The sequence below is a fragment of the Kitasatospora sp. NPDC087271 genome (assembly GCF_044744605.1).
Lineage (GTDB): Bacteria > Actinomycetota > Actinomycetes > Streptomycetales > Streptomycetaceae > Kitasatospora.
Genome location: NZ_JBIUYQ010000006.1, coordinates 239,661 through 262,641, shown reverse-complemented (window position 1 = coordinate 262,641; position 22,981 = coordinate 239,661). Strand labels below are relative to the sequence as shown.

The following is a 22,981-nucleotide window of genomic DNA, read 5'->3' as shown; positions in this document are numbered from 1 at the left end:
GGATCGGTCCGGCGGGGCGCCCTCGTCGTGCGGGTGCGGGTGCCGCAGGCGTTTTTTCAGCCGTAGATGCTGTGGCAGAGGCGGGCCTGCTCCGAGCCCGCGGGCCAGCGGCCGACGCGTTCGGCCTGGTCGCAGATGCCGCCCGCGCCGAGGGTGGGCAGCGCCGCGCCGGGGGCCGGAGCCGCCGGGGTGGCGCCGGTGGGGGCGGTGCCGTGGGCCGACGGCGAGGGGTGCGCGGTGCGGCCGGGCTTCGGGTGCGCGGTCGCCGCGTGCTGCGCGTCGGCCGGCTCGTCCTCGTTCGGCGCGGCCGCCGCGGTGGCCGTGGCCAGGGCCGGTCCGGCGCCCTGTGGCGTGGGCGGCGGCAGCGGGGACGGCGCGGGCGTGGTGGGGAGCGGGGAGAACGCGGGCGGGTCCGGCGCCGCGGGGTCGGACGCGGAGGGGGAGGCGTGCGGCAGGGCCACCACGTCCAGTTCGTCTCCCGACCCCGGCCCGCACATCGCCAGGACGGCGGCGAGGACGGCGACGGTCCCGACGGTCGCGGCGGCCCACACCTTCCGCGACCGCCGCGACGCCGGTGCGGGCGCCGGAACGGGGGCCGGCGCGAACCCGGTGGGTACCGGGGGTGGCTGCCACGCGTCCTGCGGCCACTGCCACTGTCCTCCGGTGGGCTGCCCAGTCATCTTGTCGTCCTTCCAGCGCCGAACCCCCCACCGAATCCCCCGTCATGCCTTCCCCGTGCTCAACGAGCGCGCCGACGCCGGGACATGACCCGGAAGAGGGGTCTGGAGGGGCGCCGATTGCCGCCGCGCCACATGCTGGGGGCATGGAGACCAACAGCACGTCCAAGCACCTGGTCGAGGTGGCCGACTTCCGGACCGACAGCCGCTACCGCCTGGTCCACTTCGCGGGCCACGGCTGGGAGCCGCTCGCCCCCGAGGAGTTCGAGCCCCGGATCCACCAGCTCTTCCCGGACCTCGACCCGCGAGATCCGGTCCGCGTCCACTGGGCGGATCGCCCCTGGGAGTGGCCCCTCTGGCACCCCGGCGAGGCGTGAGCCGCGCTTTCGTTACGCTGTCCGGGTGAGCGTGGATCATTTCTGGCGCCGCCTGCCCGGCCAGGAGGTCGACACCTGCTCGCCGACGGAACTCGGCGAGCTCGTCCCCGACCGGCAGGACGTCCGCTACGACCAGCTGGCCTCCGCCGGGCTCCTCCTGGGCGTGCGGAGCACCGCCCGGCTGATGGAACTGGCCCTCACCGAGAACGGCCTGCACCCCGACCCGGCCGCCCGCCTGCCCGTGTACGGCGGCGAGCGCCGTGAACCCGACGCCGCGCAGACCGATCCGCTGGTGCTGAGCCCCGCGCAGGTCGCGGCCGCCTTCACCTTCCTGCGCGACTCGGCGCTCGGCGAACTCGTGCGCCAGCAGGACACCGTGCTGGCCCGGACGGTCGCGCGCCTCGGGTACCCGACGCCGTGGTCCGAGACCTGGGCGTCCCGGGTGGTCGCCGACCTGCGGGAGCTGCGGGACTTCTTCGCCCACGCGGCGGCGGCCGGTGACGCGGTGGTCGTCCGGGACCGGAAGGCATGATCGGGGTGGACGAGTTGGACGAGTTGGACGAGTTGGGCGGGGCGGACGGGGTGGACGAGTTGGACGGGGTGGAGGACGTGAAAGGGGTGGGCGGGCTTTCGAGCACCGCCGGTTACGCCGAGGCGGCGGAGGAACTCGCCGTCCAGTACGAGAGCGTGACCTTCGCCGAGGTCCACGCGGACCTGCTGCACAGCTACCCGCCCCCGCCCGCCGCCGTCCTCGACGTGGGGGCCGGCACCGGGCGCGACGCGGCCGCCCTCGCCGCCCTCGGCCATCCGGTGGTGGCCGTCGAGCCGACCGCCGAACTCCGTTCCGTCGCCGAGCGGTTGCACGCGGGCTCCGGCGTGCGCTGGGTCGCCGACGCGCTGCCCGAGCTGCCGCGGCTGAGCGCCGGCGCCGAACGCTTCGAACTGGTCCTGCTGACCGCCGTCTGGATGCATCTCGCCCCCGCCGAGCGGCCGTTGGCGATGGCCGCCCTCGGTCGGCTGCTGGCCCCGGGCGGGCGCCTCGCCCTGACCCTGCGCCACGGCCCCGTCCCGCCGGGCCGCCGGATGTTCGACGTCCCGCCCGAGGAGACCGTCGCGCTCGCCGCCGCCCGGGGCCTGCGACTGCTCCACCGCGCCGAACGCGGCGACCTGCACGGCCGGTCCGGCGTCCGCTGGACGAGCCTGGTCTTCGGGTAGGCCGCTCTCCTGCCGTCCGGGCCGCGCCTGCGCGGTACGGGGGTCAGTTCACGTCGACGTTGTCGAAGAGTTCGAGCATCTGCGTGAGGACGTGCACGCAGGCGGTCAGGTCGGCGTCGGTCAGCTCGCCGCCGACCTGGCGGAGCAGGGCGTGCTCGCGGGCGCTCGCGGCGGAGACGGCGGCCCTGCCGCGGTCGGTCAGCCGGATCAGCGAGGACCGCTGGTGGGCGGGGTTCGGGGTGATCTCGACCAGGTCCAGGGCTACCGCGTCGTTGACCATGCGTTGCACGAACTGCCTGCTCAGCGCTTGTGCGCGGCCCATCTGGGGGACGGTCATGGGCCCGTGCTCCGCGAGCAGGAGCAGCACGGCGCGCACGCCGACGGACAGCCCCTCGATGGGAGCCGCGAGTTCCACCTTGCGGAGCACCCGCCGGTACAGCGGGCCGACCAGGTCGAACACGTCCATGAGCCGGTGGGCGAGGACGTCGGGCGGGAGCGGGGCATCGGTATCGGTCACCCCGTCATCATGGCACCTGGGTTGCCAATCCTCGCGGGGGATGACAACTTGGTTGTCATGACTGACGCATCTGACGTGTTCTCGTTCGACGACGGCCGCAGCCACCTCGCCTACCGTGACACCGGGTCGGGCCGACCCCTGGTGCTGGTGCACGGCGGCCTGCTCGACCACCGCATGTGGAGCGACCAGATCGCCGCCTTCGCGGCCGACTACCGGGTGATCGCGCCGGACGCCCGCGGCCACGGCGGATCCTCCAACGCGACCGGCCCGTTCCGGCACACCGACGACCTCGCGGCCCTGCTGCGCCACCTCGGCACCGGCCCCGCGATCCTCGTCGGGCTGTCGATGGGCGGCGCCATCGCCGTCGACACCGCGCTCGAACACCAGGACGTGGTCGAGGCGTTGGTCGTCAGCGGCGTCGGCACCAGCGAACCCGAGTTCAAGGACCCGTGGCTCGGCGAGATCGAGGCCGAGGAGGCCCGCGCCATGGCCGCGGGCGACCTCGAAGGCTGGATCACGGCGTTCACCCGGCTCGCGGCCGGCCCGCACCGCACCCTCGACGACGTCGACCCGGACATCGTGCGCACGTTGAAGGACATGACCCGGCGAACCCTCGCCAAGCACACCCCCACCGAACCCGACCACCAGGTGCCCGTCACCGACACCTGGGCGCGGGCGGCGAAGATCGGCGTCCCGGTGCTGGCCATCAACGGCGGCATCGACTCCGACGACCACCTCGGCATGGCCGAACGCCTCGTCCGCAGCGTCGCCGACGGCCGTACGACGACGGTCGACGGCACCGGCCACTACCCCAACATGGAACGCCCGGACGCCTTCAACGAGCTCCTCGACGACTTCCTCCGGACCCTGCCGGTGCACGGGGGCTGACGGTGGATCCTGCTCACGGGCGCCTTCCGGATGGAGTCTCACCCCAAGGCTGACAGCGGCAGTTCGCCACCGGCTGGCCGGCTGGCCGGCCGGGCCGCTTCGTGCTCGTCATGGACCCGCACGGCGCGCCGTGGTTCACCGGGGCGGGGTGCCGAAGTCCTCGGCGACCAGCCGGTCGGCCCAGCGCCGGAGGGCCGGGGCGAGGGGCGGGTGGACGAGGCCGGCGGCGGTGGCGAGGCGGTCGGCGGAGGTGGTGTCGTAGCGGTCCTCGGAGAGGAAGCCGAGGGTCTCCGGGTCGGCGCCGGTGAGGGCGCGGGGGAGGCGGCGGACGATGGCGACGGGGACCAGGCCGCGGGGCGGGCGGACGCCGAGGTGGGCGGCGATGAGCGCGATCAGGTCCGGGAGCACGGGGGTGGCGGGGTCGAGGACGGTGTGGGCCATCAGGGCGGAGCCGTCGGGTGCGGGGGTGGTGGCGCTGTCGTGCGCGGGGACGGCGGCGAGGAAGCGGGCCAGGTGGTCGACGGTGACCACGGGCAGGAAGGTGCGGCGGGTGCCGGGCAGCAGCGGCAGGCGGCCACGGTGCAACTGGCGGACGAGCTGGGCCAGGCCGAGGTACTGGCCGGCCTCGCCGGTCCGCGAGTGGCCGATGACGCTGCTGGGGTTGACGGTGGTGAGCGGGACGCCGAGTCGGGGTGAGGTGACCCGGACGGCGGCGTCACCGAGCAGCTTGGAGGCCTCGTACGCGCCGAGGCGCGCGTAGGCGGCGGTGGTGGCGCGGGGGCTGGGCGGGTACTGCGGCCGCGGGTCGCGGCCGACGCGGTAGCCGGAGAGGTGGACCAGGCGGCGCAGCCGGGGCCGGGTGGCGGACCAGTGGAGGGCGTGCAGGGCGCCGTGGACGTTGGCGGGTTCGGCCTGGTCGCGGGTGAGGCCGAACTGGTAGCGGGCGGCGAGGTTGTGGACGTCGCGGACCTCGGTGAGCCGGGCGTCGTCCTCGGGGGAGAGGCCGAGGCCGGGGCGGGTGAGGTCGGCGGCGACGGTGGTCAGCACGGTGTCGTCGGCGCCGTGGGTGCGCAGCCAGCGGCGTAGTCCGGTGTCGCGGCCGACGCCGCGCACGGCGGCGGCCACGGGCTCGCCGCGGGTGAGGAGTTCGAGGACGAGCCAGCGGCCGAGGAAGCCGGTGGCGCCGAGGACGAGGGTGCGGGGCGATGGCGGGAGGGGCGGCATGGGGCAACTCCTGACGCTGTAATCTGTAGACCGGTCTGCATATTTTTCGGGCGCGAGGAAACTTCGGGCACGGGAGATTCGGGCACAAGGGATCGGGAGGGTCGGAAGGGCGGAGCCGCGCACCGGTCGGCGGCGGCTCCGCCCCGCGACGCCCTACGCGGTGCGGGCGGCCGGCTTGGCGCCGAGCAGGTGGCGGACGGCGTGCAGCGCGTGGTCCAGCGGCTCGCGGCTGCGCCGGACCGACGCGAGCAGGACCGCGCCCTCCATCAGCGCCAGTGCCTGCCCGGCCGCGGTCGCGGCCTCGGCCGGCTGGAAGCCCTCGGCCTCCAGCCGGCCGGCCAGCACGCGCTGCCAGCTCTCGTACACCTCCGCGCAGACGGCGCGCAGCGGCTCGTTGGTGCCGGCGACCTCCAGGGCGACGGTCGCGATCGGGCAGCCCTTGGTGTAGTCGGAGCCCGCCAGTCGCTCGGCGAAGACCTCGGTGAGCCGCTCGGTGAGCGCTCCGCTGCCGGCGCCCTCGGCGACCAGCGCGGCGAGCAGGTCCTCGACCTCCTGCCCGGCCTGGACGAGGGAGGCGGCGACCAGTTGGTCCTTGCCCTCGGGGAAGTGGAAGTAGAGCGAGCCGCGCGGTGCGCCCGTCGCGGCCACGATCTGGTTGAGGCCGGTCCCGAAGTAGCCCTGTGCCTCGATCAGCGTCCGGGTGCCGGCGATCAGCCGGGCCCGGGTTTCCTCACCCTTGACTCCCATGCGGAAAACAATAGACCGGTCTGCATATTCCTGTCGACGGGCCTCAGCGCCTGGCCTCAGTACCGGGCCTCAGCGCCTGGCCTCAGTACCGCGTCTCAAAGCCGGGCCTCAGCACCGGGCCTCGGACGGGAAGCCGGTCCAGCACAGCTCGTCGGGCAGGTGGCGCATGTCGTTGTGGAGCAGCACGTAGGAGGGGCGGCCGGGTGTGTAGCGGATGACGGTCAGCGCCGCGTTGCAGGAGTTGAGGCCGAGCCAGCGCCAGGCAGGGGCGCTGAGGGCGTGCCGGACCAGCCAGCCGATCAGGAACGCGTGGGTGACGACCAGTTCGTGCCGGTCCTCGCCGCCCGCCACCGGACCGGTGAACCGCTGGACGGCCCGGCGCGCCAGCTCCGGGCCGCGGGCTCGCTCCTCCGCCGTGGACTGCGCGAGGAAGTCCAGCAGGTAGTCGGCGCTGTCGGCGGGCAGTTCGTGCCGCTCCGGGACGTACGGCACGTAGTCGCCGGCCTCCTCGCAGACCGTCGGGACCGCGCCGGCCTGCCAGCCGCCGCCCAACGGCCCGCCGCCCAACGGCTCGTTGCCCGGCCGCCCGCCGCCCAACTGCTCGGCGATCAGCCGGGCGCTCTGCGCGGCCCGGGGAAGCGGTCCGTGGTGCACGGCTGCGATGGGGCGGTCCGCCAGCCGCCGTCCGAGCAGGACGGCCTGCCGGCGTCCGTCGGCCGTGAGCCCGCTGCCGTCCGGCGCGGCCTCGCCGTGGCGGGTCAGGTAGAGGTAGCGGGTGGCGGACTCGGCCATGCTCCGGGACTCCTTCGTTCGTGTCGGCGTGCGTGCTCTCGTGCTCGCCGGTGATCCTGGGCTCGTCCCGGAGCGACGCCGTCGCGGCCCCGCCCGGTTCCGGATCAGCCCGTGTGCGCCTGCTGGAGCAGCGCCAACTCCTCCGGGGAGAGGCGCAGCGCCCCGGCGGCGATGTTGTCCTCCAGGTGCGCCAGGTCGCCGGTGCCGGGGATGGCCAGGACGTGCGGGCCCTGGTGGAGCGTCCAGGCGAGGCGGACCTGGGCCGGGCCGACCCCGCGCGCCTGCGCCACCGCCCGGACCTGGGCGGGTTCGGCGCCGCCCGTGCCGGACTCCCGCCCGGCTCCGGCGATCGCGTAGAACGGGACGAAGGCGATGCCCTGCTCGCCGCAGAGCCGCAGCACGGCGTCCTGTTCGGGCGAGGCGCCGATGCCGTACGGGTTCTGCACGCACACGACGGGCGCCACGGCCTGCGCCTCGGCGAGCTGGTGCGGGTGGATGTTGGAGAGGCCGAGGTGGCGGATCAGCCCGGCCTGCCGCAACTCGGCGAGGGCGCCGAAGCGTTCGGCGATCGAGTCGGTGCCGACGATCCGCAGGTTCACCAGGTCGAGGTGGTCGCGGCCGAGTTGGCGCAGGTTCTCCTCGACCTGGCCGCGCAGCCGCTCCGGGGTGCGGGCGTGCTCCACCCACTCGCCGTCGAGCCCGCGGCCCGGGCCGACCTTGGTGGCGATCACCAGGTCGTCGGCGTACGGCGCGAGCGCCCGGTTGATCAGCTCGTTGGCGGAGCGCAGCGGGGAGAAGTAGAAGGCGGCGGTGTCGAGGTGGTTGACGCCCAGTTCGACGGCGCGCCGCAGCACCCGGACGGCCTGCTCGCGGTCGCGCGGTACGGCGTCGGGGACGAGCGCCCGGCCGGTCTGCGGCAGGCGCATCGTGCCGAGGCCGATCCGGTGGACGGTGCGGTCGCCGAGCGTCCAACTGCCGGAGGCGGCAGCGGTGACGGGGGCGGTGAAGGCGTTGTCGGAGGTCATGCCCGTCATGATCGCCACTGCACTGCCCCGACCGCCAGCGATTCGGGAATGTACGAATCCCCGCGGAACTCGCGGAATCCGCGGAGGCGGAGGTGACGGCGGAGCAGTCGGGACTGTGACAACCGTCATGCCGTTTCCATGATCACCCGCCCTGGTCCGGGGCCCCGCCCGACCGGGATGATGGGGCGCGTCGACGGGCGGGAGCGCCCAGGGTCGGGTGAACGGGGGGTCGGCGATGTCGCCGCACGAGATCGGGTTGTACGCGAGCGCCGCCGTGGTGGTCAGCGTGGGACTGCAAGCGCTGGTGCTGGCCGGCTCCGCCGCTGGTCAGGGAGCAGGAGCCCCGGCGGGCGCCGGGCCGGGCGGGGTGCTCGCCGTGGTCCGGGCCGCCCTGGCGCGGCGGCCCCGCGCCACCCTCACACTGTTCGCGGTGATGGCGGTGATGGCCGTGCTCCAGTACGCGGTGCCCGCCCTGGTCGAGGATCTGATGCGGCAGCCGGGAGCGCTGTCCGACGGGCAGTGGTGGCGGGCGGGCACGGCCCTGCTGGTGCAGTCCTCCGGGATCGCGCAGATCGCGATGAACCTGCCGGCCCTGCTCGTGGTCGGCGCCGTCACCGAGTCGGTCCTCGGGTGGTGGCGGACCCTGGCCGTCTTCCTCGCCAGCGGCGTCCTCGCCCACGTGGTGAGCCTGGCCGGCTGGTCGCCGCGCGGCGGCGGCGACTCCGTGGCCGTCTGCGGCCTGCTCGGCGCCCTCGCCGTCACCTGCCTCCTGCGCGGGAACACCCTGGGCCTCACCTTCAAGGGCACCTGGTACCTGCTGCTCATCCCCGTGGCCGGTCTGTTCCTGTGCGCGCTGCGGAACAACCACGGCGCCGGCCTGGTGGCGGGCTGCCTGCTCGGCCTGGCGCTCGCCACCGGGACGAGGGCCAGGCCGACCGGGCAGCCCGCCGTGGCGTGACGGGGCTTGGCCATCGCGCGCCTCCCCGTGCTCCGGTGCCGGTGGTCCACCCCCGGGGCCAAGCTCGCAGACCCGTGGCTCGGACCGGGGCCTGGCACGCCGGGCGCCGGTCGGCGTCTGGGAGAGTGCGGGCATGACACTTCGGACCCTTCGCTGCGCCGTCCTCGACGACTTCCAGGGCGTCGCCACCAGCATCGTCGACTGGTCCCCGGTCTCCGACCGGGTGGCGGTGACCGCCTTCTCCGAGCACTTCGGGTCGGAGGACGAACTCGCCGCCGCGCTGGCCGACTTCGACTTCGTCGTGACCCTGCGCGAGCGGGTGCCGTTCCCGGCCTCGCTGTTCGCCCGGCTGCCGAGGCTCAGGCTGCTGGTCGCCTCGGGCATGCGGAACTCGGTGATCGACTACGCGGCCGCCGAGGCGCACGGCGTGACGGTCTGCGGGACGGCCAGCTCCTCCACCCCGCCGGTCGAGCTGACCTGGGCGCTGCTGCTCGGCCTGGCCCGCGGCATCGTGCCGGAGAGCACGGCGCTGCGCGAGGGCGGCCCCTGGCAGAGCACCGTCGGCGCCGACCTGCACGGGCGGGTGCTCGGGCTGCTGGGCCTGGGGAGGATCGGCGGCCTGGTCGCCCGGGTCGGACTGGCCTTCGGCATGGACGTGCTGGCCTGGAGCCAGAACCTCACGGACGAGCGGGCCGCCGAGGTCGGCGTGCGCCGGGCCGCCGGCAAGGAGGAGCTGTTGAGCGGCGCCGACTTCGTCTCGATCCACCTCGCCCTGGGCGAGCGCACCCGGGGGCTGCTCGGCGAGGCCGAACTCGCGCTGATGAAGCCCGAGGCGTACCTGGTGAACACCTCCCGGGCGGCGATCGTCGATCAGGACGCGCTGCTGGCCGCGCTCACCGGGGGCCGGATCGCGGGCGCCGCCGTGGACGTCTTCGACGTCGAGCCGCTGCCCGCCGAGCACCCGCTGCGCACCGCGCCCCGGCTGCTGGCCACCCCGCACCTGGGGTACGTGTCGCGCGACAACTACCGCCGCTACTACGGCGAGGCGGTCGAGGACATCGCGGCCTACCTGGCCGGCGAGCCGATCCGCCGCCTGGGCTGACCCCTGGGCTGGGCTGACCCCCGGCCTGGGCTGACCCCCGAGCCGGGCCGATCCCCCGAGCCGGGCCGATCCCCCGAGCCGGGCCGATCCGCCGAGCCGGGCCGCCGCGCCGACCGGCCCGGTCGGCGCGGCGGCGACTCGTTCACGGCACCATCCAGCCGAGCACCGGGGTGGACTGGAGCCAGGCGAGGAGGCAGAGGACGGCCAGGACGGTCAGGCTCCAGCCGATGATCTTGCGGAGGACCTCGCCCTCCCGCCCGTACGTCCCGACCGCGCTGGCGGCGATGACCAGGTTCTGCATCGCGACGGCCTTGCCCTGGACACCGCCGGTGCTGGTGGTCGCGGCGGCCAGGAGGGGGGACAGTCCGATGTGCTGGGCGGCGGAGACCTGCATCGCACCGAAGAGCGCGTTGGAGGAGGTGTCGGATCCGGTGAGGGCCACGCCGAACCAGCCGGTGAAGCCGGAGAACAGGGCGAAGGCACCGCCGAGGCCCGCCAGCCAGGTGCCGATGGAGACGGCCATCCCGGAGAGGTTCATCAGGTAGGAGAGGGCGAGGACGCAGGCGATGGTCAGGGCCGCCCAGCGGATCTGGTGCAGCGCGTCCAGGTAACAGCGCAGTGCCCGCCGTACCGGCACCCGCAGGATGAGCGCGGTCAGGACGCCGGTGGCGAGGAGCAGGGTCCCGGCCGCGCCGAGCCAGCCGAAGTCGAAGGTGGTGACCGCCACGGGTCGGCCGCTCGGACTGGTCACGTGGAGGCCGGGCCAGGGGAAGGCGACGTCCTGGTCCTTCACGAAGCCGGCGACGGGCCCGCCGTAGGACACCAGGGCGAACAGCGCGGTGATGATCGCGTAGGGGAGGAAGGCCAGCAGGGTGTCCCGGCGGGGGGCGCGCTCCACGCGGGGCCCCGTTTCGGCGGCGGGGCCGTGCCGTCGCGCCCGGATCCTGAGCAGCACGATGACCGAGGCGAGCGAGGTGAGCGAGGCCACCAGGTCGGTGAGTTGGTAGGTGAGGTAGTTCGAGCAGAGGAACTGGCCGACGGCGAAGCCGGTTCCGGCGGCCAGGGCCACCGGCCACACCTCCCGGAGCCCCCGGCGTCCGTCGAGGAGGAGCAGCAGGACGAACGGCACCAGGGCCGCGATGACGGCGGACTGGCGGCCGACCATGGCGCCGAGGTCGGCCCCGGGGAGGGAGGTGACCTTGGCCAGGGTCTGGATCGGGTTGCCCACCGAACCGAAGGCCGCCGGCGCCGTGTTGGCGAAGGCCGCGACGGCGGCGGCCTTCAGGGGGTCCAGTCCCAGGCCGAGCAGGATGAGCGAGGTGACCGCGATGGGGGTGCCGAATCCCGAGAGGGACTCGATCATCGCCCCGAAGCAGAAGGCGATCAGCACGGCCTGGATCCGGACGTCGCCGGAGAGGGACGAGAAGGTCCTTCCGATGACGTCGAAGTGTCCGGAGGCGCGTTGGAGGCGGTTGATCCACACCGCGCCGAGGATGATCCACACGATCGGGAACAGTCCGAAGGCGGCTCCCTCCAGTGCGCCGTCGGCGGCCTGGCCGAGCGGCATGCCGTAGCCGGCGGTGGCGATCAGGAAGGCGGTGGCGAGCCCGGCGAGGGCGGCCCAGTGCGACTTCAGTCGCACCAGGCCGAGCAGGACCAGGAGGACGAGGAGGGGGGTCGCCGCGAGCAGGGCGGCGAGAGCGGGGTGTCCGAGCGGGTCTGGGACTTGGCGATACACGGGTGGGTCTCGCTTTCTCCAGTCGGCGATGACCGCGACGGCGAGAACGCTCGATCCACCCGGGTACGGACGATCGGCGCACGCACGTTTTCGCATCATGGAACCCGAGTTCCATCAGGCGCCAAGCATGGGATGCGCCGATACCGCCGTCAAGGGGGCGGGGTGCGGGCCCAGGATCGGGAGTGCGATCCTGACGCACCGTCAAAAAGGCTTCGGGGAGGCTGAGTTCGCCGTCACCCGCGCGCTCCGAGCACGACGCCGAGCCGCTTCGCCGCCGCGTTGACCAGGGCTCCGTGCTCCGCCCGCGACTCGTCGGTGGCCCGGCTGGCGGGGACGTTGACGCTGATGCTCGCTACCGGCAGCCCGAGGCCCCCGATGACCGCCGCGGCGACCGCCGAGACGTCGGAGCGCCACTCGCCGCTGTTGGTCGCGTAGCCCCGGCGCCGGACCTCCGCCAGCTCGTCCAGCAGTCGCCGTGGTTCGACGATCGTCGCGTCGGTGTACCGGGCCAGCCCCTCGGCGAGATAGCTCTCCAGCGCCTCGGCGGGGCTCGCGGCGAGCACCGCCTTGCCGTTGGCGGAGGCGTGGGCGGGCAGGTCCTGCCCGAGCGGAAGGACGATCCGCACCGGCTGGCTGGTCTCCAGCCGCTCCACCAGGATCACCCGGCCGCCCTCCGGCACGGCCAGGTGGACCGTTTCGCCGGTCTGCCGGCGCAGTTCCTCCATCACCGGCACGGCGGCGTCGCGCAGGCCCAGTTCGCCGGTGGCCTGCCGGCCGACCTGCAGCGCCTTGGCGGTGACCAGCCACCGGGTGGGTGCCCCGCCGGCCTGGCGCAGCCACCCCGCCGTGTGCAGGGTGAGCAGCGCCCGCTGCACGGAGCTCTTCGGTAGGTCCATGGCCCGCGCCAGCTCCGCGACGCCGATCGGCTGGCGCGCGGCGACCTCCTCCAGTACCCGCAGCGCGTTGAGCACGTTCTGCATCCTTGACCCCCTTCGAAGGTGGCGCCTACGCTCCACTATGCCGCTCCACGATACGACGTGCCGTCAGACGGCACAACCCTTAAGGGGGTTCGACGCGTATGTCCTTCCGTACCGGCCGCCACTTCCTCCAGATCCCGGGCCCCACCAACGTCCCCGACGCCGTGCTGCGGGCGATCGCGGCGCCCACGACCGACCACCGGGGGCCCGAGTTCGCGGCACTGACGCTGCGTCTGCTCAAGTCGATCGGGCCGGTGTTCGGCACCTCGGGCCCGGTCGTGATCTACCCCGCCTCGGGGACCGGCGCCTGGGAGGCCGCCCTGGTCAACACCCTCAGCCCCGGCGACCGGGTGCTCTGCTTCGAGACCGGACAGTTCGCCGCGCTCTGGCGGGAGATGGCCCAGGCCCTCGGCCTCCAGGTGGACCTGGTCCCCGGGGACTGGCGCCACGGTGCCGATCCCGAGGTGCTCGCGCAGCGACTCGCCGAGGACGCAGACCGGACGATCAAGGCGGTGTGCGTCGTCCACAACGAGACCTCCACCGGCGTGACCAGCCGGATCGCGGAACTGCGCCGGGCCCTGGACGAGGCGGGCCACCCGGCGCTGCTGCTGGTCGACGCGGTGTCCTCGCTCGGCTGCCTCGACTACCGCCACGACGAGTGGGGCGTCGACGTCACGGTGTCCGGCTCGCAGAAGGGCCTGATGCTGCCGCCCGGGCTGGGGTTCAACGCGGTCAGCCGCAAGGCGCTGGTCGCCTCGCGCACCGCAGGGCTGCCCAAGTCGTTCTGGAGCTGGGCGCCGGTCATCGAGGCGAACCGGAGCGGCACCTTCCCCTACACCCCCGCCATCAACCTGCTCTACGGCCTGGACGAGGCCCTGCGGATCCTCGACGCCGAGGGCCACGACAACGTCCACGCCCGGCACGCCCGGCACGCCGCCGCCACCCGGGCCGCCGTCCACGGCTGGGGCCTGGAGGTCCTGTGCGCGGACGAACGCGAGTACTCCGGCTCGCTCACCGCGGTCCTGCTGCCCGAGGGCCACGACGCCGACCGGTTCCGCGAACTCGTCCTGGAGCGCTTCGACATGTCGCTCGGCGCCGGTCTGGGCAGGCTCGCCGGCCGGGTCTTCCGGATCGGCCACCTCGGCCACCTCAACGACCTGACCCTCGTCGGCACCCTCGCCGGGGTGCAGCTGGGCCTGGAACTCGCCGGGGTGCCGATCGACCCGGCCGGCCTCGGTGCGGCGCTCGACGTGCTCCGCCGCCCGTGAACGCCCCGGCACCCCCAGACACAGGAGTCAACCGGACATGACAGCGAGCAGTTCCGACGCCTCGACGGCCGGCCGCGGCCCCGAGCGCGCCGCCCGACCCGAGAGCGGCACCCGCCACGGCGACACCCGCGCGCTGGAGCACCGGCTCCGCCGCGACCTCGACGGCGAGGTCCGCTTCGACGACTACACCCGGCACCTGTACTCCCGGGACGCGAGCATGTACGCGATCACCCCGGTCGGCGTGGTCCTGCCCCGGCACGCCGACGACGTCCAGGCCGCGGTCGCCGCGGCGGCCGAACACGGCGTACCGCTGGTGCCGCGCGGCGCGGGCACCAGCCTGGCGGGGCAGACCGTGGGGCCCGGGCTGGTCCTGGACCTGTCCCGCCACCTGAACCGCATCGTGGAACTGGACCCCGAGGCCCGCACCGCCCTGGTGGAACCCGGCGTCGTCCAGGCCCAACTGAACCGCGCGGCGGCGCCGTCGGGCCTGGTGTTCGGCCCCGACACCTCCACCGCCAACCGGGCCACCATCGGTGGCATGATCGGCAACAACTCGGGCGGCAGCGGGTCGCTGCGCCACGGGATGACCATCGACCACGTCCGGGAGCTCGACGTCGTGCTCTCCGACGCCAGTCGGGCCCACCTCGCCCCGGTCGACGCGGCGGAGCACCGCCGCCGGGCCGTCCTGCCGACCCTCGAAGGCGCCGTCTACCGCGAACTCCCGCGGATCGTCCGGGCCAACGCCCGGGCCATCGCCGAGGGAACACCGGAGTTCTGGCGCCGCTCCGGCGGGTACCGCCTGGAACGGCTCGTCCGCGAGGGCGCCGAGGGCGCGGAGGGCGCGGTGGGCGCGGTGGACGCCCCCTTCGACCTCGCGAAGTTCGTCGTCGGCTCGGAGGGCACCCTCGTCATCGCCACCAGGGCCCTGGTCGACCTGGTGCCCAGGCCCGCGCACACGGTCATCGCCGTCGGCCACTTCACCTCCGTCGCCGGGGCCGTCGACGCGACCGCGGACGCCCTCGCCTGCGAACCCGCCGCGGTGGAGCTGATGGACCGGACGATCCTCGAACTCTCCCGGCGGAAGATCGAGTACGCCCCGCTCGGCGGCATCCTGGCGGGCGATCCCGGGGCGCTGCTGTTCGTCAGCTTCAGCGGGGACGACGAGGGCGAACTGCGCGGCCGGCTCCAGCGGCTCACCGCCCGGTGGGCCCGGCACGGCCACGGCTACCACACCCTGCACGCGGTGACCGCGAAGCAGCAGGAGGCCCTGCTCAAGGTCCGCTCGGCCGGCCTGGGCCTGCTGATGGCCGCCGGCGAGGGCACCCGCCGCCCGCTCGCCTTCGTCGAGGACACCGCCGTCGACCCGGTCCACCTCGCCGACTACACCCGCCGCTTCCAGGAGGTGCTGGACCGGCACGGCCTGGCGGCCGGCTTCTACGGGCACTGCTCGGTCGGCTGCCTGCACATCCGCCCCTTCGTGGACCTGACCGATCCCGCCCAGGTGACGACCATGCGGGCGGTCGCGGAGGAGATCCGGGACCTGGTCACCGAGTACGGCGGCGTCAACTCCAGCGAGCACGGCGACGGCCTGGCCCGCAGCGAGTTCAATCCGCTGCTCTTCGGGCGGGACCTCTACGAGGCGATGCGCGGTACGAAGCGGCTCTTCGACCCCCGGAACCTCTTCAATCCCGGCAAGATCGTCGACGCCCCCGCCATGACGGACCACCTGCGGGACCGTGCCCTGCCGCCCGCGCCCGAACTGCGCACCCGGCTCGCCTTCGAGGTCCTCGGCGGCATGCGCGGGGCGGCCGACCGGTGCATGAACATCGGGCTGTGCCGCAAGAGCGCCACCGGCACGATGTGCCCCTCCTACATGGCCACCCGGGAGGAGGAGCACTCCACCCGCGGCCGCGCCAACGCCCTGGTGAAGGCGCTCTCCGAGCCGGACCCCCGGCAGGCGCTGGGAGACGAGCGCCTGCACGGGATCCTCGACCTCTGCCTGATGTGCAAGGCGTGCAAGAGCGAGTGCCCGCTCGGCGTCGACATGGCCACGCTCAAGGCCGAGACTCTCTCCCACCACCACGACCTGCACGGGGTGCCGCTCAGATCCCGGGTGTTCGGCGCCATCCGCCTGCTCAACCGGCTCGGCTCGGCCACCGCGCCGCTCTCCAACCTCCCGGGGCGCAGCCGGCTCGTCCGCCGACTGCTGGAACGGAGGTTGGGGATCACCGCTGCCAGGCCGCTGCCGGCCTTCGCGCGGGACAACCTGCTGCGGTGGTTCCGGCAGCACGAGGGCGCGGCCCCGACGGCCCCCCTCGGTGAGGTGACCTTCCTGGCCGACTCCTTCACCACCTACACCGAGCCGGCCATCGGCCGCGCCGCCGTCGAACTGCTGGAACTGGCCGGCTGGCGGGTCCGGCTGGCGGCGCAGGGCTGCTGCGGTCGCGCGAGCCTGTCCAAGGGACTGCTGGACGATGCCAAGCGGCAGTCGGCCGACTTCGCCCGGACCATCGCCGCCACGGCGGCCCCGGACTCACCGGTCACCGGCTGCGAGCCGTCCTGCCTGATGACGCTGCGGGACGAACACCTGGCCCTGCACCCGGACGACCCGGTGGTCAAGGATCTCGCGGGCCGGGTCCGGCAGGTGGAGGAACTGCTCACCGAGGCGATCGACGCCGGACGCCTCCGCCTGAGCCCCGAGGCCTGGCCGGCCGGTCGCCGGCTGCTCTACCACGGCCACTGCCACCAGAAGGCCGAGGTCGGTACGGCCGCCACCATCGCCCTGCTGAACCGGATCCCCGGCGTCGAGGTGGTCGAACTGGACGCCGGCTGCTGCGGGATGGCGGGCTCCTTCGGTTTCGAGAGCGAGCACTACGAGGTGTCCATGACGGTGGGGAACGACCGGCTCTTCCCCGCCGTCAACGCCGAACCCGAGGACACCGTGATCGTCGCCACCGGCGCGTCCTGCCGCCAGCAGATCTTCCACGGGACGGAGCGCCACGCCTGGCACCCCGTCCAACTCGTCCGCGAGGCCCTGCTGACCGGCACCGCCCCCGCCCCGTCCGGCTGAGCGGGGTCCGGGGGCGCGGGGTCCGGGGGCGCGGCGGTCCAGGTCGTCTGGGCCGCCGCGCCGGACCGTGCGCGTCAGTTGACGTTGACGCCGCTCCAGGCCGCCGCGACGGCCTTGTACTCGGTGCTGTTGAGGCCGTACAGGTCCTTGGCCGCGCTCAGGGAGGCGGTGCGGGCGCCCTTGTAGGTGGTGGTGGAGGTCATGTAGACGGTCAGCGCGCGGTACCAGATCTTGGCGACCTTCTGGTTGCCGATGCCGGCCACCGTGGAGTTGTTGCAGGTGGGGCTGTTGTAGGTGTAGCCGTTGATGGTCTTGCTGCCGCTGCCCTCGCTGGCCAGGTAGAACCAGTGGTTGCCGACGCCCGAGGAGTTGTGCACGTCGAGCTTGCCGACCGAGCTGCTCCAGCAGTCCGCCGACCGGCCGTCGAGCGAGGGCTTGTCGAAGCGGCGCAGCCACGGCGGGGTGGACTGGTCGCTGAACAGGTAGTCGGGGGTGTCCACCTTGTTGTTGGCGTACCACTCCACCATGGTGCCGAAGATGTCGCTGGTGGACTCGTTGAGGCCGCCGGACTCGCCGCTGTAGCGCAGGTTGGCGGTGGCGCTGGTGACGCCGTGGGTCATCTCGTGGCCCATGGTGTCGAGGTCGACCTGCTCGGGGTCGGTGCTGCCGTCGCCGTCGCCGGTCATCATGCAGAAGCAGCTGTCGGACCACTGGGCGTTGTCCCAGTTGGTACCGACGTGGACGAAGACGGTGGCGCCCTTGCCGTCGTTCTTGATGCCGTTCCGGCCGAAGGTGTTCTTGTAGTAGTCGTACGTCCAGGCGGTGTTGGCGTGGGCGTCGACGGCGGCGGTGGAGCGGTCGGTGGAGAACTTCTTCCCGTCGCCCCAGACGTTGGTGGTGCTGGTGAACGCGGTGCCGGAGCCGGCCTTGAGCGCGCTCGCCGCGACGTTGTTGGCGTCCTTGGTGACGTGGCCGCGGACCGAGTCCTTGAGGGTGTAGCCGCCGCCGCTCTGGGCGGTGGTGTCGATCGTGATGTCGCCGGTGTACTCGGAGTGGCCGGTGCCGGAGGCCTGGTGCTCGGCGTCGTAGGTCTCGATCTGCTCGCCGGTGGTGGCGTCGGTGACGACCACCTTGCCGGCCGGCTGGCCGTGCTCGCCGGTGCCCTCGACGGTGGTGCGCCAGGCGAGCCGGGGCGTGCCGTCGGCGGCCCAGACGACCAGTTCGGGCGTGCTGGTGGCGTCCTGGACGCCGGGGGCGGCCGTGAGCGCGGCGGAGGCGCCGGCCTGCGCGGGCACCTTCGGGACGGTGGATCCGACGGCGGCGTCGTGGGCGGCCGCGCGGGAGGAGTCCTTGAGCCGGCCGCGGGCGTCCTGGTGGACGACCAGGTCACCGCCGACCACCGGCAGGCCCTGGTAGGTGCGGTCGAAGCGGACGTGCTGGGTGCCGTCGGCGTCGAGGACGACGTCCTTGACCACGAGGTCCTGGCCGGCGCCGAAGCCGAACACCCCCGCGTTGTGGGTGACGTTGGCGCGGGCCTGGGATATCGCGGCCTCGCGCATGCCGGGGGCGGCGGAGGCCGTGCCGGTGGGGACGGCGACGGCGACGAGGGCGGCGACGACCGCGATGGCTCCGGCCGCGAGGGGGCGGCGGGAGGAGGAGGTGGGGCTCACTCGGACTCCAGTCGGGGTAGCTGCAGGGAAAAGAGCTGCGACCGACATTGACGGCGATCAGTCAGGTAGAGCTAGAGGAATGGTCATATCTTTGCCAAGTTGTGTCCTGTTCAAATCAAAAGTGAGCAGAAATCAACACCCGTGCCGCATAAGGCCGATCGCGTTCCGACGCATGACGCATGACCTGACGAGGCCCTAGGCTCGCCCCCATGGACGGATGGGTGGGGGCCTGGACCGGCGGCCGGGCGGCTGTCCACGTGGGCAACGTCGCGGACTTCAGCGAGCAGCTCTTCGCCTCGGGCATGGACGCCGCCCAGCGCGCCCGACGGCTGCGGCAGGCACACCACTACGCCTGCCTGGCCACCTGCTACAGCCCCGAACCGGCACTGCTGGTGCTGCCCGCCGAGGTCGGCCCGGAGTGGATCGACTGGCTGGCCCGGGAGCTGGAGTGGGGCCCGGTCGAGGTGCGCGGCGGCGTCGCGCCCGAGCGGACGGTCGCCCGGGCGCTCGCCGAACGGCCGGCCCTGGCCGCGCGGATCGCCGCCCTCGGCCGGCCGGTGGTCACCTGGGGCCGCACCGCCGCCCAGGGCGAGGGCCCCGAACTGGCCGCGGTGCACCGCTACGAGTCCAAGGCGGCGGCCCACGACCTGTTCGTCGAACTCGCCCCCGACCACCCGGGCGTCGTCGTCCCCCGGCAGGAACGCCCGGGCGGCCGGGGCCGGGCGGCCCGCCGGCTGACCGCCCGCGCCGCCCGGGGGCTGACCACCGTGCTGAAGAGCCCGCACGGCGTCGGCGGCTACGGCACCGTCGTGGTGGAGCCGGCCGACCTGTTCGCCGCCGGCGGCGGCCGGGCCCTGCTGCGGCGCCTGGTCCGCTCCGAACTCCTGCCCGCCCAGGGCGGCCTGCTGCTGGAGGAGCACGTCGACCCGGGCCCGGCCGCCCGGCTGCGCGACCTCACCTACGACGCGCTGGTCGGCCCCGACGGAGCCGTGCACCCGGTGGGCGCCGGCGACATGCACGTCGCCGGCACCCGCTACCAGGGCGTCACCGTCGGCCCCGACGCGGTGCCCCGGGGCGCCGCCGCGACGGCCCGCCGGTTCGCCCTCGCGGTGGGGGAGCGGCTGGCCGCCGAGGGCTACCGAGGCTGGTACGACGTGGACTTCGTCACCGACCGGCGGCGCCGGCTCGCCCCCACCGAGATCAACCTGCGGCTCACCGGCCCGGCCGTGGCCTTCATGCTGCGGGCCCGCCTCGACCAGGTGCGGGGCCCGGGCCACCTCGTCCGCACCCTGGACGCGATGCCGCTCGGCGCCCGGCTCGCCCCGGGCGCGCTGCACGACCACCTCGACCGGCTGCGGCCGCGCTGCGCCCGGCTCGACGTCACCCTCCTGCCGCTGATCCCGACGGCGGGCCACGACCCGGAGCCCGCCGTCGGCCTCGCTCTCGCCGGGCCGGGCACCGAGGCGCTGGACGCCGCGCAGGCGCTGCTCACGGCCGCGCACCACGGGCTGGCCGGGATGTTCGAGGCGCTGCGCTGACCGGCCGTCAGCGCAGGTCGTCAGTGCAAGTCGTCAGCGCAGGCCGTCAGCGCAGGCCGTCACCGCCGAGCGGCCGTCACCGCCGGCGGTCCAGGGTGAGGTTGCGCGGGGCGACCACCAGGGTGGCGCCGGAGCCCAGCGCGCGGACCCAGTCGGCGGTGAAGACGTCGAACTCCAGGCTCGACGTCTGCAGGATCCGGTCCGCCGGGGACAGCCCGTACACCTCGTGCCAACCCCGGTACGTGGACAGCAGGTTGCGGTGCTCGACCAGGGCCCCGGTGGGCAGGCCGGTGGAGCCCGAGGTGTAGAGGACGCAGGCGAGGTCCGTCGGGCCGGTGGGCGACCCCGGCGGGTCGGACGGCTCTTCGGTGAGGTCGGCCGTGTCCAGGCGGACGATCCGCGCCGGGCCCGCGTCGGCGAGCCGCACCCGGTGGCTCTCCTCGGTCACCACCAGGTCCGGGGCGGCGTCGGTCAGGACGTGCCGCAGCAGCGCGTCCGGCGCGCTCGGCTCCAGCGGCACGTACGCGGCGCCCGCCTTCAGCACCGCGAGCAGCGCGACGTACACCTGCGTGCCGCGGCCCAGGGCCACCGCCGCCCGACCGCCGGGGGCCAGGCCGCGCGCCGCCAGGTGGCGGGCCAGGGCGTCGGCCCGCGCGTCCAGTTCCCCGTACGTCAGCTCGGCATCGACGCAGCTGACGGCCACCGCCTGCGGTGCCTGCCCGGCCCGCAGTTCGACCAGCCCGTGCAGCGTGTCGGCCGCCCGGTCCTCGGTCGTTCCCCCGTCGGTCGGCATCGGCGCTCCCCTCGTCCCCTCCGAATGCCCAGATCATCCTCCCAACTCCCGCAGGGCGACGGGGTTCTGGAGCGTCCACTCCTCGGACGGCCCGGACCCGCGCGCGGCGACGGTTGTACTCTGCACGCAGACGGTCGGCGCCGGCCCGTCCGGTACGGCGCCTCGCCCGCGCCCTGCCCGGCGCCGCACCTCGGAGGTCCGCCCCCATGAGCTCGTCCGTCCCGTCCTTCGACGGCCCGCTGCTGCGCACCCAGGACGTGGACGTCGTACGCGACGGCCGCCACCTGCTGCGCGGGATCACCCTCGCCATCGAGCCGGGCGAGCACTGGGCGCTGCTCGGCCCCAACGGCGCCGGGAAGTCGACCCTGCTCGCCCTGCTCGGCGCGGTCTCCCACCCCACCCGGGGCGAGGTGGACGTGCTCGGCCGCCGGCTCGGCCGGGTGGACATCCGCGAGCTGCGCGCCCACCTCGGGCACGTCAACCCCCGGCACCCGCTGCGCTCGCCGCTGAGCGTGCGCGAGGTGGTGCTCACCGGGCACACCAACACCATCGAGCCGGAGTTGCACCGCAAGCCCGGCCCCGAGGTGCTGGAGCGGGCCGAGCAGCTGATCGAGACGCTCGGCATGGGCGCGATCGCCGAGTCGGCGTGGACCACCCTGTCCCAGGGCGAGCGCGGCCGGGCCCTGATCGCCCGCGCGCTGATGCCGAGCCCCCGCCTGCTGCTGCTCGACGAGCCCGCCACCGGGCTGGACCTGACCGCCCGCGAGCTGCTGCTGGACAGTCTGGACCTGCTGCGCCACCAGCACCCGGAGCTGGCCAGTGTGCTGGTCACCCACCACCTGGAGGAACTGCCGGAGAGCACCACCCACGCCCTGCTGCTGCGGGACGGGGAGTGCGTGGCGGCCGGGCCGGTGGACGAGGTGATGACCACCGAGCTGATCAGCGTGACCTTCGGCCACCCGATCCGGATCAGCCGGCACGAGGGCCGATGGACGGCCCGGGCGGCCGCGCGGCGTACGCCGGGGCGCTGACGGGTCCCGGTCGGGGCGTGGGCAGGCGGGGCGGGCTGGGCGGTCGGCCCGCTTCCGACGGGGGCGGGTATGGACGTAAAAAAGTTTTTACGTAAGGTATGCCTTAGCTAAGGCGGGGTTGTCGCTGGTTCGACGCCCCCACCGGTGCTCAGCCCTGCCCCGCCCTGGCACACCCATGCCCTTTTCCGTTGGAGCCCGCATGTCCGCCCGTCGCCGTTCCACCGCAGCCGCGCTGCTCACCCTCGCCGTGGCGACCGCCACCCTGGCGGGCTGTGCGGCGAAGAAGGACGACAAGGCGGGCGGCGCGGACGCGGTCAAGATCAACGCGACCGACACCGCCTGCGAGGTCTCCAAGACCAGCTTCCCGGCCGGCCACGTCGTCCTGGACATCAGCAACAAGGGCGCCAAGACCACCGAGGTCTACGTCTACGGCGCCGGCGACAAGATCGTCACCGAGCGCGAGAACATCGGCCCCGGCACCAAGGCCACCATCAACGCCGAGATCAAGGCCGGCTCCTACGAGATCGCCTGCAAGCCCGGCATGGTCGGCGACGGCATCCGCCAGAAGATCACCGTGACCGGCGAGGGCGCCAGTGCCGCCGCCGCCGACCCGCGCCTGACCGCCGCCGTCGACGCGTACCGCACGTACGCCCAGCAGCAGGCCGACGCCACCATCCCGGCCGTCGAGGCCTTCGCCGCCGCGATCAAGGCCGGCGACGTGGAGAAGGCCAAGTCGCTGTACGCGCCGTCGCGCACCGGCTGGGAGCGCACCGAGCCGGTCGCCGAGAGCTTCGGCGACGTCGACCCCAAGACCGACACCCGCGAGGACAAGCTGGAGGCCGGCCAGGAGTGGACCGGCTGGCACAAGCTGGAGAAGTCGCTCTGGGCCGACGCCAAGATCGGCGACGACGAGAAGAAGCTCGCCGACCAGCTGGTCAACGACCTCAAGGACTGGCAGAAGAAGATCCCCGAGGCCGAGATCACCGCGACCAGCATGGCCAACGGCGCCAAGGAGCTGCTGGACGAGGTCGCCACCAACAAGATCACCGGCGAGGAGGACCGCTACAGCCACACCGACCTGGCCGACTTCCAGGCCAACGTCGAGGGCGCGCAGAAGGCCTACGAGCTGCTGAAGCCGGTCGCCGCCGAGAAGGACCCGGAGCTGGCCAAGACCCTGGACTCCGAGTTCACCGCGATCCAGGCCCTGCTCGCCAAGTACAAGCAGGCCGACGGCACCTTCACCTCCTACGACAAGGTCACCGAGGCCGAGCGCAAGACCTTCTCCGACGCGGTCAACTCGCTGGGCGAGCCGCTGTCGAAGCTGGCCGCCGCCGTGGTCGTCAAGTAACGACCGCGGTCCCACCCGAGCACCGT

General features: G+C 73.9%; 21 protein-coding genes. 11 read left to right on the top strand and 10 right to left on the bottom strand.

All coding sequences use genetic code 11. The features are described 5' to 3' along the window. Nucleotides 1-56: 56 nt before the first annotated feature. Nucleotides 57-680, bottom strand: coding sequence for a hypothetical protein (locus ACIO9K_RS13310; protein WP_400329384.1), 624 nt, complete (start codon nt 678-680; stop codon nt 57-59). Between the two features lie 143 nt (nt 681-823). On the opposite strand from ACIO9K_RS13310, the gene ACIO9K_RS13305 reads away from it, so the two are divergent. The 3 genes from ACIO9K_RS13305 to ACIO9K_RS13295 are packed head-to-tail and all read left to right on the top strand — an operon-like array spanning nt 824 to nt 2,269. Continuing rightward, nucleotides 824-1,054, top strand: coding sequence for a hypothetical protein (locus tag ACIO9K_RS13305; protein ID WP_363625503.1), 231 nt, complete (start codon nt 824-826; stop codon nt 1,052-1,054). Between the two features lie 25 nt (nt 1,055-1,079). Then, nucleotides 1,080-1,586: a hypothetical protein gene (locus tag ACIO9K_RS13300; RefSeq protein ID WP_400329381.1), complete on the top strand. Its 507-nt coding sequence runs from the start codon at nt 1,080-1,082 to the stop codon at nt 1,584-1,586. Then, nucleotides 1,583-2,269: a class I SAM-dependent methyltransferase gene (locus ACIO9K_RS13295; protein ID WP_400329378.1), complete on the top strand. Its 687-nt coding sequence runs from the start codon at nt 1,583-1,585 to the stop codon at nt 2,267-2,269. Before ACIO9K_RS13300 ends, ACIO9K_RS13295 begins: the two co-directional genes overlap by 4 nt. Nucleotides 2,270-2,312: 43 nt before the next feature. On the opposite strand, the gene ACIO9K_RS13290 is transcribed toward ACIO9K_RS13295, so the two are convergent. Further along, nucleotides 2,313-2,786 (bottom strand): MarR family winged helix-turn-helix transcriptional regulator, encoded by a 474-nt coding sequence (locus ACIO9K_RS13290; protein WP_363625509.1) that lies wholly within the window; start codon nt 2,784-2,786, stop codon nt 2,313-2,315. Nucleotides 2,787-2,843: 57 nt separating this feature from the next. Between ACIO9K_RS13290 and ACIO9K_RS13285 the strand changes: the two genes are divergently transcribed. Next, nucleotides 2,844-3,674, top strand: a complete 831-nt coding sequence (locus tag ACIO9K_RS13285; protein ID WP_400329375.1) for an alpha/beta fold hydrolase — start codon at nt 2,844-2,846, stop codon at nt 3,672-3,674. A gap of 135 nt (nt 3,675-3,809) precedes the next feature. Here the strand turns inward: ACIO9K_RS13285 and ACIO9K_RS13280 are convergent, their stop codons facing one another. From ACIO9K_RS13280 to ACIO9K_RS13265, 4 genes are all read right to left on the bottom strand, one after another. Continuing rightward, nucleotides 3,810-4,898, bottom strand: a complete 1,089-nt coding sequence (locus tag ACIO9K_RS13280) for an SDR family oxidoreductase (RefSeq protein ID WP_400329372.1) — start codon at nt 4,896-4,898, stop codon at nt 3,810-3,812. Between the two features lie 153 nt (nt 4,899-5,051). After that, nucleotides 5,052-5,645 (bottom strand): TetR/AcrR family transcriptional regulator, encoded by a 594-nt coding sequence (locus ACIO9K_RS13275; RefSeq protein ID WP_363625515.1) that lies wholly within the window; start codon nt 5,643-5,645, stop codon nt 5,052-5,054. A gap of 108 nt (nt 5,646-5,753) precedes the next feature. Continuing rightward, nucleotides 5,754-6,437: a histidine phosphatase family protein gene (locus ACIO9K_RS13270; protein ID WP_400329369.1), complete on the bottom strand. Its 684-nt coding sequence runs from the start codon at nt 6,435-6,437 to the stop codon at nt 5,754-5,756. Between the two features lie 104 nt (nt 6,438-6,541). Beyond that, nucleotides 6,542-7,471 (bottom strand): aldo/keto reductase, encoded by a 930-nt coding sequence (locus ACIO9K_RS13265; protein ID WP_363625519.1) that lies wholly within the window; start codon nt 7,469-7,471, stop codon nt 6,542-6,544. A gap of 226 nt (nt 7,472-7,697) precedes the next feature. Here ACIO9K_RS13265 and ACIO9K_RS13260 point away from each other — a divergent pair, with 226 nt between their 5' ends. Both ACIO9K_RS13260 and ACIO9K_RS13255 read left to right on the top strand, forming a co-directional pair. Beyond that, nucleotides 7,698-8,420 (top strand): rhomboid family intramembrane serine protease, encoded by a 723-nt coding sequence (locus tag ACIO9K_RS13260; RefSeq protein WP_400329366.1) that lies wholly within the window; start codon nt 7,698-7,700, stop codon nt 8,418-8,420. Nucleotides 8,421-8,553: 133 nt separating this feature from the next. Next, entirely contained in the window at nt 8,554-9,522 is a 969-nt protein-coding gene (locus ACIO9K_RS13255; RefSeq protein WP_363625523.1) for a D-2-hydroxyacid dehydrogenase family protein, read from the top strand. Nucleotides 9,523-9,664: 142 nt separating this feature from the next. Here the strand turns inward: ACIO9K_RS13255 and ACIO9K_RS13250 are convergent, their stop codons facing one another. Beyond that, nucleotides 9,665-11,260, bottom strand: a complete 1,596-nt coding sequence (locus ACIO9K_RS13250; protein WP_363626157.1) for an L-lactate permease — start codon at nt 11,258-11,260, stop codon at nt 9,665-9,667. A 233-nt stretch (nt 11,261-11,493) separates the two neighbouring features. After that, nucleotides 11,494-12,240, bottom strand: a complete 747-nt coding sequence (locus ACIO9K_RS13245; RefSeq protein WP_400329357.1) for an IclR family transcriptional regulator — start codon at nt 12,238-12,240, stop codon at nt 11,494-11,496. A gap of 98 nt (nt 12,241-12,338) precedes the next feature. Between ACIO9K_RS13245 and ACIO9K_RS13240 the strand changes: the two genes are divergently transcribed. Together ACIO9K_RS13240 and ACIO9K_RS13235 are read left to right on the top strand one after the other, a co-directional pair. Then, on the top strand, nt 12,339-13,505 hold the full coding sequence (locus ACIO9K_RS13240; protein ID WP_400329354.1) for a pyridoxal-phosphate-dependent aminotransferase family protein: 1,167 nt from the start codon (nt 12,339-12,341) through the stop codon (nt 13,503-13,505). A gap of 37 nt (nt 13,506-13,542) precedes the next feature. Beyond that, nucleotides 13,543-16,575, top strand: a complete 3,033-nt coding sequence (locus tag ACIO9K_RS13235) for an FAD-binding and (Fe-S)-binding domain-containing protein (protein ID WP_400329351.1) — start codon at nt 13,543-13,545, stop codon at nt 16,573-16,575. A gap of 74 nt (nt 16,576-16,649) precedes the next feature. Here the strand turns inward: ACIO9K_RS13235 and ACIO9K_RS13230 are convergent, their stop codons facing one another. Further along, the gene (locus tag ACIO9K_RS13230; protein ID WP_363589508.1) at nt 16,650-18,245 is read right to left on the bottom strand and encodes a M4 family metallopeptidase; all 1,596 of its coding nucleotides are present in this window, start codon (nt 18,243-18,245) and stop codon (nt 16,650-16,652) included. A gap of 209 nt (nt 18,246-18,454) precedes the next feature. On the opposite strand from ACIO9K_RS13230, the gene ACIO9K_RS13225 reads away from it, so the two are divergent. Continuing rightward, nucleotides 18,455-19,783 carry a hypothetical protein gene (locus ACIO9K_RS13225; protein WP_400329348.1) on the top strand — a complete coding sequence of 443 codons (1,329 nt, stop codon included), beginning with the start codon at nt 18,455-18,457 and terminating at the stop codon, nt 19,781-19,783. Nucleotides 19,784-19,859: 76 nt separating this feature from the next. Here ACIO9K_RS13225 and ACIO9K_RS13220 read toward each other — a convergent pair whose 3' ends face one another. Continuing rightward, nucleotides 19,860-20,576: an AMP-binding protein gene (locus tag ACIO9K_RS13220; protein WP_400329345.1), complete on the bottom strand. Its 717-nt coding sequence runs from the start codon at nt 20,574-20,576 to the stop codon at nt 19,860-19,862. A 206-nt stretch (nt 20,577-20,782) separates the two neighbouring features. On the opposite strand from ACIO9K_RS13220, the gene ACIO9K_RS13215 reads away from it, so the two are divergent. Beyond that, on the top strand, nt 20,783-21,607 hold the full coding sequence (locus ACIO9K_RS13215) for an ATP-binding cassette domain-containing protein (RefSeq protein WP_363589514.1): 825 nt from the start codon (nt 20,783-20,785) through the stop codon (nt 21,605-21,607). Nucleotides 21,608-21,806: 199 nt separating this feature from the next. Next, nucleotides 21,807-22,955 (top strand): iron uptake system protein EfeO, encoded by a 1,149-nt coding sequence (efeO, locus tag ACIO9K_RS13210; protein ID WP_363626173.1) that lies wholly within the window; start codon nt 21,807-21,809, stop codon nt 22,953-22,955. The last annotated feature ends 26 nt before the right edge of the window (nt 22,956-22,981 follow it).

Excerpts from the sequence above, each read along its gene's own strand:
- ACIO9K_RS13310 (WP_400329384.1), bottom strand. The coding sequence starts at position 680 with ATGACTGGGCAGCCCACCGGAGGACAGTGGCAGTGGCCGCAGGACGCG.
- ACIO9K_RS13305 (WP_363625503.1), top strand. The coding sequence starts at position 824 with ATGGAGACCAACAGCACGTCCAAGCACCTGGTCGAGGTGGCCGACTTC.
- ACIO9K_RS13295 (WP_400329378.1), top strand. The coding sequence starts at position 1,583 with ATGATCGGGGTGGACGAGTTGGACGAGTTGGACGAGTTGGGCGGGGCG.
- ACIO9K_RS13285 (WP_400329375.1), top strand. The coding sequence starts at position 2,844 with ATGACTGACGCATCTGACGTGTTCTCGTTCGACGACGGCCGCAGCCAC.
- ACIO9K_RS13280 (WP_400329372.1), bottom strand. The coding sequence starts at position 4,898 with ATGCCGCCCCTCCCGCCATCGCCCCGCACCCTCGTCCTCGGCGCCACC.
- ACIO9K_RS13275 (WP_363625515.1), bottom strand. The coding sequence starts at position 5,645 with ATGGGAGTCAAGGGTGAGGAAACCCGGGCCCGGCTGATCGCCGGCACC.
- ACIO9K_RS13270 (WP_400329369.1), bottom strand. The coding sequence starts at position 6,437 with ATGGCCGAGTCCGCCACCCGCTACCTCTACCTGACCCGCCACGGCGAG.
- ACIO9K_RS13265 (WP_363625519.1), bottom strand. The coding sequence starts at position 7,471 with ATGACGGGCATGACCTCCGACAACGCCTTCACCGCCCCCGTCACCGCT.
- ACIO9K_RS13260 (WP_400329366.1), top strand. The coding sequence starts at position 7,698 with ATGTCGCCGCACGAGATCGGGTTGTACGCGAGCGCCGCCGTGGTGGTC.
- ACIO9K_RS13255 (WP_363625523.1), top strand. The coding sequence starts at position 8,554 with ATGACACTTCGGACCCTTCGCTGCGCCGTCCTCGACGACTTCCAGGGC.
- ACIO9K_RS13245 (WP_400329357.1), bottom strand. The coding sequence starts at position 12,240 with ATGCAGAACGTGCTCAACGCGCTGCGGGTACTGGAGGAGGTCGCCGCG.
- ACIO9K_RS13240 (WP_400329354.1), top strand. The coding sequence starts at position 12,339 with ATGTCCTTCCGTACCGGCCGCCACTTCCTCCAGATCCCGGGCCCCACC.
- ACIO9K_RS13235 (WP_400329351.1), top strand. The coding sequence starts at position 13,543 with ATGACAGCGAGCAGTTCCGACGCCTCGACGGCCGGCCGCGGCCCCGAG.
- ACIO9K_RS13225 (WP_400329348.1), top strand. The coding sequence starts at position 18,455 with ATGGACGGATGGGTGGGGGCCTGGACCGGCGGCCGGGCGGCTGTCCAC.
- ACIO9K_RS13220 (WP_400329345.1), bottom strand. The coding sequence starts at position 20,576 with ATGCCGACCGACGGGGGAACGACCGAGGACCGGGCGGCCGACACGCTG.
- ACIO9K_RS13215 (WP_363589514.1), top strand. The coding sequence starts at position 20,783 with ATGAGCTCGTCCGTCCCGTCCTTCGACGGCCCGCTGCTGCGCACCCAG.
- efeO (WP_363626173.1), top strand. The coding sequence starts at position 21,807 with ATGTCCGCCCGTCGCCGTTCCACCGCAGCCGCGCTGCTCACCCTCGCC.